The sequence below is a fragment of the Erythrobacter sp. Alg231-14 genome, assembly GCF_900149685.1.
Lineage (GTDB): Bacteria > Pseudomonadota > Alphaproteobacteria > Sphingomonadales > Sphingomonadaceae > Erythrobacter.
In genome coordinates this window covers 378,916-394,858 of sequence record NZ_LT702999.1, presented here as the reverse complement: position 1 = coordinate 394,858, position 15,943 = coordinate 378,916, and the positions used below count along the sequence as shown (strand labels likewise).

16 protein-coding genes are annotated in these 15,943 nt (G+C 55.7%); 8 read left to right on the top strand and 8 right to left on the bottom strand.

Features of this window, described 5'->3' with window-relative positions; genetic code table 11:
• The first annotated feature begins 95 nt into the window (after window positions 1-95).
• Window positions 96-872 carry a class II aldolase/adducin family protein gene (locus tag BQ8290_RS01850; protein ID WP_108787143.1) on the top strand — a complete coding sequence of 259 codons (777 nt, stop codon included), beginning with the start codon at window positions 96-98 and terminating at the stop codon, window positions 870-872.
• A 28-nt stretch (window positions 873-900) separates the two neighbouring features.
• Complete coding sequence (locus BQ8290_RS01845) at window positions 901-1,470, top strand: 2Fe-2S iron-sulfur cluster-binding protein (RefSeq protein ID WP_108787141.1); 570 nt, start codon at window positions 901-903, stop codon at window positions 1,468-1,470.
• Window positions 1,471-1,476: 6 nt separating this feature from the next.
• Here BQ8290_RS01845 and BQ8290_RS01840 read toward each other — a convergent pair whose 3' ends face one another.
• On the bottom strand, window positions 1,477-3,669 hold the full coding sequence (locus BQ8290_RS01840) for a TonB-dependent siderophore receptor (protein WP_108787139.1): 2,193 nt from the start codon (window positions 3,667-3,669) through the stop codon (window positions 1,477-1,479).
• 184 nt (window positions 3,670-3,853) lie between these two features.
• Between BQ8290_RS01840 and arsC the strand changes: the two genes are divergently transcribed.
• On the top strand, window positions 3,854-4,198 hold the full coding sequence (gene arsC / locus BQ8290_RS01835) for an arsenate reductase (glutaredoxin) (RefSeq protein ID WP_108787137.1): 345 nt from the start codon (window positions 3,854-3,856) through the stop codon (window positions 4,196-4,198).
• Window positions 4,199-4,201: 3 nt separating this feature from the next.
• On the opposite strand, the gene BQ8290_RS01830 is transcribed toward arsC, so the two are convergent.
• Complete coding sequence (locus BQ8290_RS01830; RefSeq protein WP_337660905.1) at window positions 4,202-5,566, bottom strand: MFS transporter; 1,365 nt, start codon at window positions 5,564-5,566, stop codon at window positions 4,202-4,204.
• A gap of 10 nt (window positions 5,567-5,576) precedes the next feature.
• A complete protein-coding gene (locus BQ8290_RS01825; RefSeq protein WP_337660904.1) occupies window positions 5,577-6,416 on the bottom strand; it encodes a hypothetical protein in 840 nt (279 codons plus the stop codon).
• A gap of 141 nt (window positions 6,417-6,557) precedes the next feature.
• Between BQ8290_RS01825 and lipB the strand changes: the two genes are divergently transcribed.
• Window positions 6,558-7,259, top strand: a complete 702-nt coding sequence (gene lipB / locus BQ8290_RS01820; RefSeq protein ID WP_108787133.1) for a lipoyl(octanoyl) transferase LipB — start codon at window positions 6,558-6,560, stop codon at window positions 7,257-7,259.
• Complete coding sequence (locus tag BQ8290_RS01815) at window positions 7,259-7,603, top strand: hypothetical protein (RefSeq protein ID WP_337660903.1); 345 nt, start codon at window positions 7,259-7,261, stop codon at window positions 7,601-7,603. The genes lipB and BQ8290_RS01815 overlap by 1 nt, the downstream gene beginning before the upstream one ends.
• 8 nt (window positions 7,604-7,611) lie before the next feature.
• Here BQ8290_RS01815 and BQ8290_RS01810 read toward each other — a convergent pair whose 3' ends face one another.
• Window positions 7,612-8,724 (bottom strand): oxidoreductase, encoded by a 1,113-nt coding sequence (locus tag BQ8290_RS01810; RefSeq protein WP_108787129.1) that lies wholly within the window; start codon window positions 8,722-8,724, stop codon window positions 7,612-7,614.
• 84 nt (window positions 8,725-8,808) lie between these two features.
• Here BQ8290_RS01810 and BQ8290_RS01805 point away from each other — a divergent pair, with 84 nt between their 5' ends.
• Window positions 8,809-9,726, top strand: coding sequence for a DMT family transporter (locus BQ8290_RS01805; RefSeq protein ID WP_337661479.1), 918 nt, complete (start codon window positions 8,809-8,811; stop codon window positions 9,724-9,726).
• 1 nt (window position 9,727) lies between these two features.
• On the opposite strand, the gene BQ8290_RS01800 is transcribed toward BQ8290_RS01805, so the two are convergent.
• Both BQ8290_RS01800 and nadA read right to left on the bottom strand, forming a co-directional pair.
• Window positions 9,728-10,192: a hypothetical protein gene (locus BQ8290_RS01800; protein ID WP_108787124.1), complete on the bottom strand. Its 465-nt coding sequence runs from the start codon at window positions 10,190-10,192 to the stop codon at window positions 9,728-9,730.
• Window positions 10,182-11,183, bottom strand: a complete 1,002-nt coding sequence (nadA, locus tag BQ8290_RS01795; protein ID WP_108787122.1) for a quinolinate synthase NadA — start codon at window positions 11,181-11,183, stop codon at window positions 10,182-10,184. The genes BQ8290_RS01800 and nadA overlap by 11 nt, the downstream gene beginning before the upstream one ends.
• Before the next feature lie 107 nt (window positions 11,184-11,290).
• Between nadA and BQ8290_RS01790 the strand changes: the two genes are divergently transcribed.
• Entirely contained in the window at window positions 11,291-12,898 is a 1,608-nt protein-coding gene (locus tag BQ8290_RS01790) for an AMP-binding protein (RefSeq protein ID WP_108787121.1), read from the top strand.
• A 52-nt stretch (window positions 12,899-12,950) separates the two neighbouring features.
• On the opposite strand, the gene BQ8290_RS01785 is transcribed toward BQ8290_RS01790, so the two are convergent.
• Window positions 12,951-13,841 carry an MBL fold metallo-hydrolase gene (locus BQ8290_RS01785; RefSeq protein ID WP_108787119.1) on the bottom strand — a complete coding sequence of 297 codons (891 nt, stop codon included), beginning with the start codon at window positions 13,839-13,841 and terminating at the stop codon, window positions 12,951-12,953.
• Between the two features lie 88 nt (window positions 13,842-13,929).
• Here BQ8290_RS01785 and glpK point away from each other — a divergent pair, with 88 nt between their 5' ends.
• Window positions 13,930-15,402, top strand: a complete 1,473-nt coding sequence (gene glpK, locus BQ8290_RS01780; protein WP_108787117.1) for a glycerol kinase GlpK — start codon at window positions 13,930-13,932, stop codon at window positions 15,400-15,402.
• Here the strand turns inward: glpK and BQ8290_RS01775 are convergent.
• Entirely contained in the window at window positions 15,399-15,860 is a 462-nt protein-coding gene (locus BQ8290_RS01775; protein ID WP_108787115.1) for a DUF1465 family protein, read from the bottom strand. The genes glpK and BQ8290_RS01775 overlap by 4 nt on opposite strands.
• Window positions 15,861-15,943: the final 83 nt, after the last annotated feature.

Here is a 15,943-nt window from a genome sequence, read left to right as displayed (position 1 = left end):
CAGGCCAATATCGCGGCAATGCGCGAAAACCTTTTGCAGCCGATGCCCACCATGCGATAAGGTCGGGCAAAATATCAGACCGAAGGGATCATTCCATGGCAACACAGCTAAAGCCAGACGCAAGCCTTGAAGGCAAAGTCAGCAAAGAAGAATGGCAAGCGCGCCTAGATTTGGCCGCGTGTTACCGCATTTTTGACCACCTCGGCTGGTCCGAATCGATCTACAACCACATTTCATTGAAAGTGCCGGGGGAAGAGAACACTTTCCTGATCAACCCGTTTGGCTTGCTTTATGATGAAGTGACGGCTTCGAACTTGGTCAAGATCGATGTCGATGGAAACAATGTTGGCGGATCACCCTATATGGTGAACAAGGCCGGCTTCACCCAGCACGCCTATTTCCACAAACATTTGGGTAGTCGCGCAGATGCGATTTGCCACGTCCACACCACCGCAACAATGGCAGTGTGCAGCCACAAAGATGGCCTGGTCCCAACAAACTTTTATGCCTGCAATTTTCAGGATCAAATCGGCTACCATGATTTTGAAGGCGTGACGGTTCGTGCCGAAGAAGGCGAACGATTGGTCCAAAACCTCGGCAATCACACGATCTTGATGCTGCGCAATCATGGCCCCGTTGTCATGGATAGCGGCATCCAAGGGATGTTTGTGAAGATGTGGGCATTGCAGCGGGCTTGCGAAATTCAAGTCGCGACACTTTCACAAGGCGAAGCAAACATCGTCCCGCAAGAAGTCGTTGATGTGCACCAACGCGATCTTCACGTCATGCAATCACAAGGCGGAGCGGGCATGTTCGACTTCGAAGCGTGGAAACGCCGCGTCGATAAGATTGATGACAGCTGGCGCGCCTAATTCCAACGTTTTGACATAAGGTGCGCATATGCCGCGCATGACCATCAATGACCGTCCGGTGGAGTTCGATCTCGATCCGGACATGCCGTTGCTTTACGCGCTGCGTGAGGCCGCGAACCTAACCGGCACGAAAAGCTGTGGTGGGGGCGATTGCGTTGGCGCCTGTATGGTATTGGTCGATGGTACTGCGCTTAGATCATGCCGCATCACTTTGGCTGAAGCAGAAGGCCGCCTGATCACCACAATCGAAGGTTTATCTCGCGATCGTTCGCATCCGATGCAGCAAGCGATGGTCGCCGAACAAGCGATCCAGTGCGGATACTGCACGCCCGGGATAGTCATCGCGGGCGCGGCTTTGTTGCAACGCAATTCCGCACCTACGAAGGCGGAAATCGAAGACGCTATTCCCAACCTTTGTCGCTGCGGGGTGTATCCGCGGTTGATGCGCGCGGTTGAGCGGGCTGGCCGGGTGGTCCAACGACGTGAAAGCATAAGCGCCGCACCGGCGCCGGGTATAGAGGCGGCCGATGCGGCGCAGAATGTTCCGGCTCTCAGAGTGCCCTCGGACGCTTCCAATCCCGAAGCATCCGAGGATTGATCCCGCTTAGAATCGCCCAGTGATGGCGAACCGGGCGTTCAATGGCGCGCCCACTGTCGCCTGATGGGTCGAATGGCTGTTCGGGAAGTAGAGCGTATCTGTGAGATTTTCGACGTTCACTTGCACCCGGAAATTGTCCGACAAATCGTAATATGCCGACGCATCAATCCGCGTATAGGCCGGCAACACAGCCGAATTCCCGTTGTTGATGAAGCTCTCATCCTGATGCGTCAGGCCAAGTCCGATGCCGAAGCGATCAGTGACTTCCACTTGGTTCCAGATTGAGAACATGTTTTCCGGCAACTCGCGTGGACGCAAACCAGTTGGGCCAGCCTGAGTAACCTGTTCACCATCAAGGAAGCTGTATCCGGCAGAGACGGACCAGCCCGGCATAATTTGACCTTGCACCTGAAGTTCGACCCCCTGGACGGTGGAATCGACGACCACGAAAGCAGATGCATCGTTGTCATCGACCTGCGGAGAGCTTTGTTCGATTTCGAACACGGCGGCGGTCAGGCTGAGGCCGGAAACGAAGTCCCATTTCACGCCGGCTTCGAGGTTGGTGAACGTGTTGGGGGCCAATACATTGTTGTCGCCGTTGATGTTGGCAAATTGCTCACCAGAGCGCGGCTGAAAGCTCTCCGAATAGCTGGCATAGATGGAGATGTTGTCCATCGGTTTGATGATCAGACCGCCGCGTGGAGAGAATTCCTCGTCCTTGCGCGTGCGCAGATCCGCAGCGGGTACATTCAACACTTCGATGTCGAAGCTGTCGAAACGTCCGCCAATTACGATATTCAGCCAATCGGTGAGCGCGATCTCATCCTGGATGTAGAGAGAGATTACATCCACTTCGACTTGCGTGAAATCGTTAAGGTCGCTGAAGCTGTTGGTTGTCGTGCGCCCGTCGGCCAAAACGCCCACATTGCCGCGCAGGTTCAACGGCCGCGTTGCGTCGAATACGGCGCGGTCCGTTCGTGGTGAACCAAAGAATGGGAACGGGTTGGTTGTTTCATCAACTGCAAAATTGGCGACATCGGTCACCGATGTGTCGAACCGTGTGTTCAACCGATTCTGATCGGATGATGTGCTGATGAATTCGCCGCCCACCAACAATGTGTGGCCAAGGCTTCCCGTTTCAAATTCGCCGATCAGATTGCCCGATAGGATGAAATTCTGACGTTCCGTGGTGTCAATGTATCCATCCAGTTCGACTTGGTTTGTGGCTGGATCGTAATCGTTGGCAAAGAAGTTGGAATAGACCTTTTCATAGTCGCCATAAAAAGCTGTGATGACGCCTTTCCAATTGTCGGAGAAATTGTGTTGGAGGTTGGCGCGCAACAAATGCGCTTCGAGGTCGAGGAAGTTGTTGTCCTCATCGCCAAAAACGACGTCTTGCAACGCTTCGACAGGGCGTCCGTCGTCACCAGTGACGATGCCGCGATCAATGAACCTGTCGTGGTTTGCATATTCATAGGACAGGTCGAGGATCGTGTTCTCGCCCAAGGCCAAGCGCGCGGTCGGATTAAAGCCAATCCGTTCACCATCGTAAAAATCACGATGGTTGTTGAGGCTCTCATACGAAGCATTCAAACGAAATGCGGCGTTCTCGCTCGAGGAAAGGTTGATGTCGCCCTGGATGCTGAATTCGCCAAACGTGTCGATGGCGATTTGTCCGCCGCTGAAGGTTTCGCCCAAGACACCCTTTTTCGTGACTCGGTTCAAAACGCCGCCCGTGCCACCCCGACCGAACAGCAAAGCGTTGGGACCACGCAGGATTTCGACCTGTTCCAGATTGTATAGGCCGCGATAGTATTGAACGTCGTCGCGAACGCCATCGATGAAGAAGTCGGCTGTTGACCGAACGCCCCGGAAGACAATTGCGTCGCGGTGGCCCTCGCCTTGCGATGTGTTTACGCCCGGCGTGTAGTCGACAATCTGACCCAGACTGGTGATGCCGCGTTCAAGGATTTCTTCATCCGAGGTGATCGTTAGGCTTTGCGGAATGTCGATGATTGGGGTCGGGGTCTTGACCGAATTGATCTGGCTCGACTGCAAGACTTCACCCGTCACGATAATATCAGAGCGATCTCCATCGTTGCTGTTTTCCGCTGTGTTTTCGTTGGCTTGCGCGGTCACAGGGAATGCAGCCGCCGCGCATGATAGCAGCAAAACTGCGCGGGAAATCGATCGAGTCATTAAGTTTCCTTCCGAATATGCGGCTGTCGCTATTGCAACCTACTCGCAAGTGCAAGGAATCTTTTGAGAATAGTTATCAAAAACACCCAATCGGAGATTTTGCTTCAGATTGTGTGGCCAATTTGCTTCAAATCTATTAGTCGGAGGGCAATCTAAATCGCACCATCACAAGGATCGGCTAACTATGAAAGCGACACTCTGGCACAATCCGAAATGTGGGACATCGCGCAAAGTGATGGCCATTTTGGAAGAGCGTGACGGCGTCGAATTGACCGTTGTGGAATACCTCAAAAACCCGCCAACCGCTGCAAAGCTTGAACAGCTTTACAAGGATGCGGGTATCACACCGGCAAAGGGGCTGCGATTGCGCGGGACCGACGCTGAAGAACGCGGCCTACCTGATGCGGATGCGCAAACGGTCATCGATGCAATGGTGGCCGATCCCATTCTGATCAATCGCCCATTGGTCGAAACGGATAAGGGTGTCGCGATTTGTCGCCCGCAAGATGAAGTGCTCAAATTGCTATAGATCTCATTCGAATGTCTCGCGTTCGGCGGTGAGCGATGAGTCACTCGCCAATCCGCGCCACCCTAAGACGAACACGGCAAAGCATAAGGCGATGATCAAGCCAAAGCCGAGCCAATCATTGATGTTGTAGAGCCAGACGCCAAGGGCGGGAGCGTAGATAAAGCTCGCTCCGGCGACGCTGGCGACGACGCCCGATGCTTGCCCTTGTTCTGCCCGTGTCACTGCCAGCGATGTGCCGGCGGTGGTTCCAGGACGAAACAGACCAAAGCCGAGAGAGGCAATTGCATAGCCCAATGCGATCGTATGCAGATTGCCCGCCAATCCCAACATGGCCACGCCAAATGCAGCGACTAGAATGCCCGACAACGTGGCAGCACGGGGGCCAAGGTTGAACCGTGGGATCAATCCCCATTGGGCCAACAAAGTCGCAATTGCGCCCGACATTAGGACAAGACCGACCGGGCCAGCCCCCTCGGCGGGACTGTCGCGTAGTCCAAGACGGTCCAAAACTAAGAAGCCCGAGATGCCCAAGACCATCGCTTGAGCGTGGCCGCCAACCAGACCGCTAATCACCCAAGCGCGCAAACGCGGCTCAAACCATTTTAGCCGTCTTGGTTCGGCGTCTTGATTGGCGTCGTTCTCGTCGTCGTCATCGCCGCTGCCGTGTTCTTGCAATGTTGGGGCGCCCGGCCCGCTGGAATACGCTGCAGTGCGCCCTCTGGCGGCAAACTGCGGTTGGTCATTGGGCAACCGAAACCGGAGGATGATCAGAGCCACTAAGCCAATCGCGGCGAAGCAAATAAACGGTCCAGTAAGGCCCAATCCTAAGAACGGTAGAACCATCAATGGGGCAAGGGCTGGGCCGATAACCGTGCCAAGTCCAAAACTTGACGCGATCAAGGATAGAGCATTGGTACGTTCCGCCCGCGGCGTGCGCGAGGCGACATAGGCTTGAACAGCAGGAGGGGCTGCGCTGCCAAACCCGCCATACAAACTGCGCGCAGCAGCAAAGGCGATCAAAGCCCAAAACGCAGTCATCCAACCTGAAAGTCCGGCCCAAAGCGCGGCACCGCAAAGAGCCATGGATACGACAAAACCGACCAGACCCAAGGCCATCATCGCTTTGCGCCCGCGTCTATCGGATCGCCGCGCCCAAATTGGTGCGCACACAACCCATAGCAAAGCGGACCAACTGTACGCCAAACTGATCCAAACGTCGTTTACCTTCAACGCGGTGCCAATAGATGGCATCACGGATTGCATCGCGGTGTTGCCCGCCGCGGTGACGAGCATGACCACAAATAGCAACGCCATCCGGCCGCTTGAAATTGGGTTGGTTGTTGATTTTTCCGAAGTGGGTGAGGACATCAATGCGCGCTTATTCGAATGTCTCGGCATCTACGTCGCCGGTTGATGATGAAAGTTGGCGATGGATTGCGGCAACCACAATCAAGAAAATGCCGCCCGTAGTTGCATCAATCAAGCTTGAGAAAAAGCTTGTTCCGATCTGACCAGCAGTGCCGCCGACAATTGAGAAAATGGTCCCGAACACCATGCTGGAGATCACGGCGATTAGCCCAACAGTGATGAGCAGCACCAAAAAGAACACAAACAAAAGAATCGAGTTCCCTTTGGTCAAAACCCATGAGCGCTTCATCGCTGCGATTGGATTGAGAACTCCTTCCATGCCGATGATCGCTGGGACCAAAGTCAATTTGATGGCGATGTAGACGAAGCCAACGACCATCAACAAAATGACAGGAATGCCCAAAAGCGGTGAAATGGCTATGGCAAGACCGCCGATCAGACTGATCAGAGCAACGACCCCGATCATTACGATCACTTGGCTAGCAAGATAAGAGGGTGTGCCCTGAATTCCGGTTTTGATCGCCTCGCCAACGGTTGGCGCGCCGCGGTCAGAGAACAGCGCCAGCGTGGCAATGGCGCCAGCAAACTGCGCCAACAATCCAATAATCAAAAACGGCCAAGCGCCCGCATAGGCATCTCCGATATACCCTGAAAAGATCTCAATCGCCGCCTCGGGCGATGCGCCGGGTGGTATCTCAGGCGGAGTAGGGTTCGAAATTTCAGGAAAAAGCAGCGCAATCGTGAAAGCCGGCAAGAAATAGAATATGCCCAATACGGTCGCGATTAGGCCCAAATTGCCCATCAACAGCGCAACTGCATCGTCCCACGCTTTGCCCATGTCGAGTTTCAACGCACTTCCCCTATCTACGCTTTTGGCCTTTGCATTTCGGTCCCGCCCATTGTGACATGCGCGGCCTCAATTACAGCCGAGTTGATTGGCCGGGCACAATTCGCCCTTGATCTAAGGGTTCAATGCCCCCACCCAAGAACTATGGCAAGCACAGCTCCTCATTTGACCCCATTGACCAGCGCGTTAAGCGTCGAATGGCGACGTGAGAGTGGCCTTGTGCCTTATGCTAATGCACTCAACCAAATGGACGAACGCAATGCGGCCATTGCCGCGGGCAAGGGGCAGGAGCAGGTGTGGTTGCTGGATCACCCACCGGTCTACACTGCCGGAACCAGCGCGGATAAGGCAGAGTTAATCAACCCTCAGTTCGACGTGATTGAAGCCGGTCGGGGCGGCCGGTACACGTATCACGGACCGGGCCAACGCGTCGGCTATTTGATGCTCGATCTTGGCAAGCGGGGTAAGGATGTTCGCTGTTTTGTCCATTCAATTGAGGGATGGGTGATCGATACACTTTCCGATTTCGGTGTCGATGCATGGCGATCTCAGGGGCGCGTCGGCATTTGGACCCGTGACATAGATGGCAAAGAAGCAAAGATTGGCGCGATCGGCGTGCGCGTGCGCCGTTGGGTCACGATGCATGGGTTCTCTGTGAATTTGGACCCGGACCTTTCGCATTTCGGCGGGATTGTGCCGTGCGGGATTGAGGAATTTGGCGTCACAAGTTTGGCTAAGCTTGGCAAAACCGTGACCAATGATGAATGGGATTCGGCTTTATATGCGCGCGCAGAAGGCTTCTTCGGCGCGTTGGAAGCGGCCCGGCAAAAGGCGTGTAAGACATAATGAGAAGTCTATTAAAACTGAGTGCGATCGTCGCGCTGCCGATGGTTGTATTGACCGGTTGCGAAGAGGAAGCTGCGCCCGAAGAGGCAGTGGTCACCGAAACGGGCGGCACTGTCAGCGGCGAAGTGTTGGGCGGCACCATCAGCGACGACATGATTCCGCTCGAAGAGCTCTCTTCGACCTCTCCACCCGCAGAGCGCTCTGTGGTTACGACGCAGCAACGCCGAACCGATGGCGGTCAAACGACCGTTGAAACCACCATCGAAACGACGGTTGAACCGGCGGATGGCACGCAAAGCGCCGATCAACCGGAGCCGCCAGAAACACCAGCGACCCCGGAATAAACGGCGAGTTACGCGGCGTCTGCGGCCCTTTCTTCGGCCAACGTCGGGTAATCAATATACCCTTGTGGGATGGGGAAGTACCAGCTTTTAGGGACGTCCTTGTTCGGGTTGAACTCCGCGCCTGCTGCGATCCGTTTTTCCAGATCAGGGTTGGAGATATATGGGCGACCAAAGCTGATCGCATCGCATTTGCCGCTTGTTACATCGTCATCGGCCTCTTGCGCTCCATAATCGGAATTGAGGATAAGCGGTCCCGAAAAAATGCCGCGGATCATCGGACTTTGCTTGGGCACGTCGGTCTGTCCAAAGGTTCCGTCAGGGCCGGGTTCGCGCAGTTCGAGGAAGGCGAGGCCAAGTTCTTCGATTACCCGTGTTGCGGCGCCAAATGTAGCTTCGGGATTGCTGTCATCGGTTCCTTGTGAGTCGCCATTGGGAGATAGGCGAATACCGACCCGATCCGCGCCCCAAACATCGATAATCGCTTCGAGCACTTCGCGCATGAAACGGGTGCGGTTTTCGGGGGAACCACCGTATTCATCCGTGCGCAGATTGGTTTTGTCGCGCAGGAATTGGTCAACCAGATATCCGTTGGCGCCGTGCAATTGCACGCCGTCAAAGCCGGCCTTTTTGGCATTTTCTGCCGCACGCCTGTAATCTGCAATGGTCCGATCAATGTCGGCCTTGGTCATTTCACGGGCGGTCGCATATTCGCTTTTGCCTTCGGGAGTATGTGCTTCGCCGGGGGCCTTAGTGGCGCTGGCAGAAACGGGCGGCTCGCCGCCCAAGAAATAGGGATGCACGATCCGACCCATATGCCAAAGCTGCAGCACGATCATTCCGCCCGCATCGTGAACGCGATTTACAATCGGTTTCCACGCCTCGGTTTGTTCATCGCTCCAAATTCCAGGTGCAGAAGGCCAGCCCAAACCTTCGACACTGATCCCGGTTGCTTCGGTCAAGATCATACCGGCGCCTGCACGCTGTTCGTAATAGGTGCCCATCATTTCATTGGGTGTGAACATCGGATCCGCCGCGCGACCGCGCGTGAGTGGGGCCATGAAAATGCGGTTCTTAGCTTCAAGCGCACCCATCTTGAGCGGCTGTAAAAGAGCGTCATGCATTGAAGATATCCTCTGATCTTTGACGTGTAACTTCTAACTTTCCTATTCACTTGGCGACAGGCGAGCTACGGCGCAAGTATGGAAATGAAGAGGCTATCAAAAGCAAATCTTGGCAAAGGGCACGCCTTGCTCTTGGGACTGGCTTTGTTGGGTGGTAATATCGCGCTCGCATTGGGGCCCTGGCTTGTGCGATTGACCGATACGGGACCGGTAAGTGCGGCGTTCTGGCGCTTGTTTCTCGCGCTGCCTTTTCTGATCGTTTTCGCCAAGGTTGCCGGACAAAAACTGACCGGAATGCCAAAGCGGACGATGGTGTTGGTGGCGATTGGGGCACTGGCATTCGCCAGTGATCTTGCCAGTTGGCACATCGGGATCGGCATGACGCGATTGGGCAATGCGACCCTTTTTGGCAATGCCGGGTCGATCATCCTGCTGTTTTGGGGGTTTGTTGTCGCGCGGATGTTGCCGCGCGGGCTGGAGTGGCTGGCGATTGTTTTTGCGTTGTCGGGTGCGGGCATCTTGCTGGGCCGCAGCCTTGAGATTTCGACAGAGACATTTGTCGGCGATCTATTTTGTGTCATCGCTGGTCTGCTTTACGCAGTGTATTTGCTGACCCTGCAGGGAGAACGCTCGCGCTTTGGTGCGTGGAGCCTGTTGGTCTGGGTAAGTGTGTTTGCATGCCCCGCATTGTTAGGACTCGCGGTGTTTTTGGGAGAACCGATTTGGCCATCTGATTGGACGCCGGTGGTGGCGTTGTTCATCACTAGTCAGCTGATTGGGCAGGGGCTGCTGGTCTATTCTCTCGGCCATTTCCCACCGCTCATCATCGGCCTCGCATTGCTAACCCAACCCGCCATCGCAGCGGTGATAGGGTATTTGGTGTTTGGCGAAGTACTGACGCCTCTGGATATGGTGGGCATGGTGCTATTGGGGAGCGCGCTGGTGGCGGCGCGGGCTACTCAGAAGAAAGCAGTGGAGGGCAAATCACCAAGCCCAGCCTAACCTAGCCGCCTAAAGCTATGCCTTCTTCGGCCAATTGCGGCGCTATTTGATCTCGTATTAAGGATGCTATTTCGGATAGTGTAATTGTGAAGACGCCCCCGTTCGCCTCCTCCCAGTTTTGCTTACCCTCCATATAATCAGGGAATTCAATGTCTCGGTTCGCTTCGGCAGTAACCGACGCATCGAGAGCTTCGCGAGAAACTGGAATATGGCTGATCTCAATTGGATCACTTTGCCCCGGTATTGCGATGCCAATCATTGAAATGTGATAGACAGTCATCGGTTCATCTTTGGGGCCAATTTGACCGACTTCTTGAATTTTGATCAAGGCCCCTTCGTCAATTCCTCTGTCACTAAATGCCCAGACTTGCCCAGCCTCATAGCGCTCATTCTGGGCGTATGCCGATGCGCTCATCGCGAATGCGGCGATTAAGGCTAGCAAGGCTGCCCAGAGGTTAGGGCGCACTAAACGGCACCTTGCCCAAATCGCCCAGCCCGACAGTTCCGCTGGCCATGCCAAGCATCCGGTCGAGGCTTTCTTTTGCCTTTAAGCGCATGCCTTCTTCGATCTCAATCTTCGGTTCCAGATCCCGCAGAGCGGTGTACATTTTCTCCATCGTGTTGAGCGCCATGTACGGGCAGATATTGCATGAGCAGTTTCCGTCCGCACCTGGTGCGCCGATAAAGGTTTTTTCCGGCAGCGCCTTTTCCATCTGGTGCATGATGTGCGGCTCTGTTGCGACGATCAAAGTGTCCCCTTCGAACGCTTGCGCGAACTTCAAAATACCGCTGGTGGAACCGACATAATCGGCGTGATCGACGATCGTGGGTGGGCATTCTGGGTGAGCGGCAATCGGCGCGCCGGGGTGCTTCTCTTTCAGCTTCAGCAGTTCTGTTTCACTGAACGCTTCGTGGACGATGCAGACGCCGGGCCACAGCAACATTTCTCGGTCAAACTTGCGGCTCAACCATCCGCCTAGGTGGCGGTCGGGACCGAAAATGATCTTCTGATCGGCCGGAATTTGCTCAAGGATAGTCTCCGCACTGGAGGAGGTGACGATGATGTCTGACAACGCCTTCACCTCGGTTGAGCAATTGATGTAAGTCAGCGCGATGTGATCGGGATGCGCCTCGCGGAAGGCCTTGAATTTCTCCGGCGGACAGCTGTCCTCGAGCGAACAGCCGGCATCCATGTCAGGCAGAATAACGGTCTTTTCAGGCGACAGAATTTTCGCTGTGTCAGCCATGAATTTGACGCCGCAAAATAGGATGACGTCTGCGTCGGTTTCGGCAGCCTTGCGCGACAATTCGAGGCTGTCGCCCACGAAATCGGCAATATCTTGAATATCGGGCGTCTGATAATAATGCGCGAGGATCACTGCGTTGCGTTCTTTGCGCAGGCGGTTGATTTCAGCGTGCAGATCATCGCCGCTAGGAACTTTGGTTTCGATGCTCATCGTGTGATCCTCAATAACAATCTTACGTGCAATGTAGTGATTAATGCGTCGATTTGCGAGCGATTTACGCTGTTAATGTGCTAGCCTCTTCTCAGGGAGAATCTTGAATGTACGCACTCAATCTGACGGAAGCCTATTGCCCGGCACAGGCGGACACCGAATATTGTGAGCGCACCATCGAACAGGTGCTGCGCGAAAAGGTTGCGGTGCAAGGCGAAGCAAAGGCTTTGCGCGAATTGTTGGCCGATGGAACGCTCGGGCGTGAGTGGACATACGCACAACTTCTCCAAGATGCCGAACGATGCGGTCGTGCGCTGGCGGCGCGGCATCAGGCGGGCACGCGGATCGCAATCATGGGCGGCAATTGCCCGGAATGGGTGCTGGTCCAATTGGGTGCGGCAATGGCGGGCCTTGTTTTGGTGACAGTCAATCCCTCTTTCACCGTACGCGAAGTGAGATATGTGTTGGAACAATCGGGCGCGGGTGCGGTCTATTACCAACCCAATGTGCGCGGAAGTGCGCTGCGTCCCGTCGTAGACGAAGCGGCCGTTGGCACCACGGCGTCAGATTTCGTCATCGACATCGAAGATCACGCCGAATTGTTTTCAGGAGAAAGCGATGGAGAGCTGCGCGCGACGAAGCCGCATGACGTTTGCATGATCCAATACACGTCCGGAACCACGGGCTTTCCCAAAGGGGTCCTGTTGCACCAACACGGCTTGGTCCAAAGCAATTACGATGTGTTCGCGCGGTGGGATTTGGCGGCGAGCAAAACTGTTATGTGCCCATTCCCCCTATTCCACACAGCGGGCAGCGCAGTCTGTGTTTTGGGCGTATTGACGCACGGCGCGACATTGCTGTTGGTGTCCGTGTTTGATCCCGTTGCCGTTGCCAAAGCGATTGAACGCGAGAAACCCGAAGTTTTGGGCGGTGTTTCGACCATGATTTTTGCCGTTATCGAAGCGGCCAGGGCGACCGGAACCGACGTATCTGCGATCCAACAAGTGATCAGCGGCGGCGCAATGGTGCAACCGGAATTGAACCGCGCGGCGCAAGAGGTTTTCGGCGTACCGATCCTGATTGTTTACGGTCAGACAGAGACATCCCCCACGATCACGGCGGCATGGCCCAACGATACTGGCGCGGATTTGACCGAAACAATTGGGCAGGCGGGCTCGCATATGGAGGTGGCCATCCGCTCGCCGTCGGACAATTCGGTTTGCGCGGTGGATGAACAGGGTGAGATTTGCATGCGCGGGTTCAACATGATGGTCGGCTACAACGACAATCCGGCGGCGACTGCTGAGACGATCGACAAAGACGGTTGGTTGCACACTGGCGATCTGGGCACGATGTGCGCTCGCGGATACGTGCGGATCACAGGCCGAGTGAAAGAGATGATTATTCGCGGCGGCGAAAACCTGTTTCCGGCGGAGATTGAGGCTGCGATGTTGGAGCATCCCGCCATCGCCGAAGTCGCCTGCGCCGGTGTACCGGATGACAAATGGGGCGAGATTGTCGCGTGTTTTATGCGGATGGCGGACGGGGCAGAGCGTCCGGATGACGATGCGTTAAAAGCCTTTATCCGCGAGCGACTGTCACCGCAAAAGACCCCTGCGCATTGGGTGTGGCTCAAAGAGTTCCCGCTAACAGGTTCAGGCAAGATCCAGAAATTCGCGCTGGCAGAGGCGTTTGCTAAGGGGGAGTTCGGCTAGGTCCGCGTCCAATCCCAATTTCAGCCGTCTGAATAATACTAACCCAGCCTGCCTAAATCACGCGCCAAATTTCCCCTTCTTCTGATCCATCCATCACCGCCAAACCGCGTCTTTCCAAGTCAATCAAATGCGCCGTCACGCTCATTTCCGCCGCACCGATCAGGCGCTCATCCAGACCTTTGTACATGTCAGGAATGAAATCTGATACAGGCCGCGCGCGTTCGGTCATTAACCGTACAATCTGGTTCTCACGCTGGCGGCGATGGCCGATCATGCCGCGCACCAATTGACGTGGCTTTTCAATCGCGGCCCCATGGGCGGAGTGATAACGGACGTCTTCGCGGGCCTGCAGTTTATCCAAGCTCGCCATATAATCGCCCATATCGCCATCAGGCGGGATCACCACGCTGGTGGACCACCCCATGACGTGATCGCCGGTGAATAGCGCGCCGCTTTCTTCCAAAGCAAAGCACAAATGGTTTGATGTATGACCCGGCGTTGCGACGGCGGTTAACGTCCATCCGGTCCCGCGCATCTGCTCGCCGTCTTCCATCACGCGGTCGGGTTCATACGTGGTGTCAAAAGCCTCGTCAGAGCGTGGTCCATCCACTTTTAGCACCAACGGTGCGCAGCCCACGATGGGCGCGCCTGTTTGCTGAGTCAGTGGCGCGGCTGCGGGTGAATGGTCGCGGTGGGTGTGGGTACACATGATCGCGGTAACTTTGCGCGGCCCAATGGCGGCTTGGATGGCCTCGATATGCTCTGGATCGTTCGGCCCCGGATCAATCACCGCGCAATCGGGCCCGTCTTGTGGTCCGACCACATAAGTCTGTGTCCCGGTGTAAGTGTAAGGAGAAGCGTTGGGCGCCAGAACGCGCAGCACCAAAGGTTCGACTTGATCCGCCAGCCCGGTCGGCCACGGTTTAGGGGGAATGCCTGCCATGGGGTTGTATATGAAGCGGAGAATGGCAGAAGTCGATTGCGAGTTTTGTTTGAGTGTCGCGGGTCGCCCGGCATTTCTGGAGAATTGAATGTCTGACTACATCCTTGTCCTAGACGAAGGCACCACCTCCACCCGTGCAATGTTGTTTGCAAGCGACGGTGTCTTGGTCGCAAGCGCGCAAGAAGAATTGACGCAGAATTATCCGCAGTCCGGCTGGGTCGAACATGACGCGGCGGAGATATGGGACAAGACGTTGAAATGCGCGAACGCTGTCATCCCCAAATCTGGCGGTGCGGCGATGATCGCAGGGATCGGCATCACCAATCAACGTGAAACGGTTGTTGCTTGGGACACCGCGACGGGCGAACCGTTGACCAATGCGATCGTTTGGCAGGATCGCCGCACTGAACCGCTCTGTGTAGAATTGCGAGCAGCCGGCCATGAAACCGACGTGCAACGCCGCACTGGCCTATTGTTGGACCCCTATTTCTCCGGCACAAAAATGCGCTGGATGTTGGACAATGTTCCGGAGGTTCGTGCCGCGGCTGATGCGAACACGCTGGCATTTGGTACCATAGAGAGCTGGTTGGTCTACAAACTCACCGGGGGTGCTGCTCACATCACCGACGCCAGCAACGCCAGCCGAACCTTGCTGATGGAACTGGCCGGAGAGGGATTCGATGCGGGGCTATGCGATTTGATTGGGGTGCCGATGTCCGCATTGCCAAAAGTGACCGATATGTCCGGAGACCTTACTCAGACCGATGTCGGCTTGTTCGGCAGCGCCATCCCGATCACGGGTTTGGTTGGCGACCAACAGGCAGCGACAATCGGGCAAGCATGTCTTTCGCCCGGAGAGACGAAGGCAACTTATGGCACCGGAGCATTCGTTCTAACCAATCAAGGCGAAACCATTCCGCATTCGACAAACCGGTTGTTGGGCACGGTTTTGACCCAAATCGATGGCAAACGGACCTATGCCATTGAAGGATCGGTGTTTGTCGCTGGCAGCTTGGTGCAATGGCTACGGGATTCAATTGGGATCGTGCAAACGGCTAAGGAAACCGAGGCGTTGGCGCGATCGATTGAAACAAGCGCAGGGGTCACCATAGTCCCAGCCTTGTCGGGGCTGGGTGCGCCGCACTGGAATGCCGAAGCGCGCGGGGTGATCACGGGATTGAGCTTCGCTAGCGGCAAGGCCGAGATCGCAAGGGCCGCGTTGGAGGCGATGGCGCATCAAACGCACGATTTGGCGAGAGCCTTTGCTGCCGATGGCACGGCATGGGGCACTTTGCGGATCGACGGCGGCATGGCCGCGAACGACTGGATGGCTCAGGATTTGGCCGATGTTTTGGGTGTCCCGGTAGAGCGGCCAGACTTTGTCGAAACGACAGCTTTGGGTGCTGCAATGTTGGCCGCGACAGGGGCGGGGCTGTACCCTGATCTTGAAAGTGCCAGCGATGCGATGCGCGGAAAGCTCACCACGTTTACGCCGAATATGTCGAATGCGACACGCAGTGAGCGGCTTGCCCAATGGGAAAAAGCGTTGTCGGCCGTTTAGCCGAGGTCGGAAAGCCGGCGTTCCAAACGCGAATGGATGGCACGAGCGGGTGATGCCATTTCGAACCCACTGCGCCACGCTTCATCAAGCCTGGCGATCCTTTGGTGCAGACGTTCAGTTTCCGCGATCAACTCGCAGGTCTCTGGCTCAAGACAGCTCAACGCCTTTGGGTCTGTTTCGCGATCAGACGGAAGGGTTCCGTTACGACGCACTTGGTTTTCGCTGAGTTCGCCGGAAAAGAACGCCCGTTGATTCAACAACCAGGCGAGGATGTGCATCATCCGGGTCGTTGTCTTCAGTCCTTCGGTGGACAGAGCTAAACGTACCGTCGCGTCTTCGCCTATCTCTGGCTCACGAACGCCCAATGCGAACACGGCACGAACATCATCAGCAAGGACCAAGGCCTCGCTGTACAAAGCCTCGATGATCGGGCGTGAAAGGTTCGTTGTGCGTGTCATATGTCGGTTTCGATATGCTCCAACGGTGCGCAAAGCCAGCCGACTATGGTTACTATCCTGATAGGATTTTTCTGCGTCCCGGA